Here is a 2,347-nt window from a genome sequence, read left to right as displayed (position 1 = left end):
ACATAGTTGAAAGGCTCCATGAGCTGACCAGAAAAAATGTAAAATTAGCTTTGGATGACTTTGGTACCGGCTATTCATCGATTAAACATTTACACCTGTTTCCTATTCATTCTTTAAAAGTGGATAAGAGTTTTATTGCTGCCTATAAACAAAAAAAATCCCAAGATAAAGTGCTTGAAGCCATGATTAACTTTGCTAAATACCTTGGACTATGTGTGATTGCCGAAGGGGTAGAAACTGCAGAGCAGCTTGATTTTTGCCAATCTCAAGGCTGCGATTTGATACAAGGTTATTATTATTCTAAACCGATTTGCGCCGCAGATTTTGAAGCTAAATATTTAGCCATATAGTGAGTGAACTGCATATTTGGTAATGAAACACTATTGAGATAATTATGTTAAAGCAAATACCTTTGTTAAATCGTATTAAACCGCATTCATCGGCAATCACTTTTGTATTCGCGGCAGTGTTAATGCTGATTATTTGTCATTTTGTTTATTGGCAAGAAGTCGACTCGATACAGCGTGAAATTGATACCGTCGCGCGCGCGAAAGCCGACATACTTAGAGAACACATAGATAACTTAAAACGTGAAACTTTATTCCTATCTAAACTGCCTGATGTAAAAGGCATTGCATCACTTGCTCACCAACCAGTATTAGACACTGAACAGCAAGCCCAATTTAATACCCATATTGCTCACTTAAAAGACGTATTTAAATATTATATTCAAAGTATTCCTGAGCTAGAACAAGCGCGTTTTATTGATAGTAAAACGGGCTTTGAGACGATTCGAGTAGAACGAATGAAAGGTAGCGTAATCGCGTTACCTGATTCATCTTTACAACAAAAAAGTGATAGAGATTATTTTATTGAAGCTCAAAAATTACAAGAGGGGGATGTATATGTATCGCCTTTTAATCTCAATCAAGAAAATGGCTCACTTGTCTTCCCTTACTTACCGGTAATGCGGGTGAGTACATTAGTTTTTTCTCAAGCGAAACCGCAAAAAGAATCGATTGGGCAAATCGTAATTAATGTGTCTGCTGAAGTACTATTTTCTCAACTAGATATCACCAGAACTTACTCAAATATTAATATCTATTTAGTCAATGATGCTGGTGATTACTTACTTCATCCAGATAAGACGAAAACCTTTGGCTTTGATATTGGTCAACGATACACACTAGAAGACGATTTTACTGATGTTGGTGACGGTATGTACCTCACCAAGGATGACAGTGATTTTTTTAGTTGGCTTAAGGTATTATTTTTTTCTGATGAGAATGTTTACTTAGATAGCACCAATACACAGCGAAAAGTGGTGGTGCTTGCGGTGGCAAATAATCACCTAGCAATAACCAAAACACTCACGGTGATTTTTTGGTATTGGGTCATTATTGGCATTTTAATACTGCTATTGAAGAACACAAAAAATGAAGTCGCATTAAAGGCTAAGCAACAACACCTCAATACTGTTTTGACTATGGAGCAAGAACTAAACTCAATATTAAGCCATGCCCCTAATGGTATTATGGTGGTTAATCGACAAGGTATTATCACCCTCGCCAATACTCAAGTTGAACGTATTTTTGGCTACGCCCAAGGTGAGTTGTTAGGCCAATCGATGAATGTACTATTACCGGCAAGGTTTTGTCATGTACACCCTAATTTTATGCAAGCGTTTTTCTCTGCACCTGAAACTAAATTAATGGGCGGCGGTCGAGAATTATATGGCTTACACAAAACCGCCAAAGAAGTACCGCTAGAGATAGGTTTGAGTGTTATTGAATATAAGGGTGAGTTACAAGCTATTTGCGGTATTGTTGACATCACATTGAGAAGGCAATTAGAGCATTTGTTTGAGATGGTTGTAGATACCTTACCCAATGCGGTTTTGCTGGTTGATTATAATGGCGTTATTGAGTTAGTTAATAAACAGACTGAGAGGTTGTTTGGTTATTCAAGAGACGATCTCTTAGGTAACAATATTGCTATGCTGGTGCCTGAGTCTTTTCGTGAACAGCATTTAGCCTGGCGACAATCGTTCTTTATTGCCGCAGGTGAAGAGATTGATACCGAACGCTATTATATTAGTGGTTTATGCGAAGATGGCACTATATTCCCGTTATCCATTGGGTTATGCACTATTGAAACGCATAAAGGTAAAAAACTGCTTTCATCTATTGTTGATTTAACGGATAGCGAACTCGAAGCAAGCGCATTAAAAAAGGTCACCGAAAATTTAGACCGCACCAGTAAAATGGCAGGTATTGGTGGCTGGGAGCTCGATTTAATCACCAACGAGTTGTTTTATTCTGAAGAGACCTATCGTATTCATGGCTTG

The 2,347-nt window shown here is 37.8% G+C and carries 2 protein-coding genes; both read left to right on the top strand.

What is annotated here, in order from left to right:
* On the top strand, window positions 1-350 hold a 350-nt coding region (locus H5202_RS20760), incomplete at its 5' end, for an EAL domain-containing protein (protein WP_182773733.1).
* A gap of 44 nt (window positions 351-394) precedes the next feature.
* A partial coding sequence (locus tag H5202_RS20755) for a PAS domain-containing protein (protein ID WP_182773732.1) occupies window positions 395-2,347 on the top strand: 1,953 nt, incomplete at its 3' end.

Origin of the sequence: Shewanella sp. SG41-4, from assembly GCF_014164505.1 — a bacterium.
Taxonomy (GTDB): domain Bacteria; phylum Pseudomonadota; class Gammaproteobacteria; order Enterobacterales; family Shewanellaceae; genus Shewanella.
Note: the sequence above shows the minus strand (reverse complement) of the source record. Positions and strands in the feature narration are given on the sequence as shown.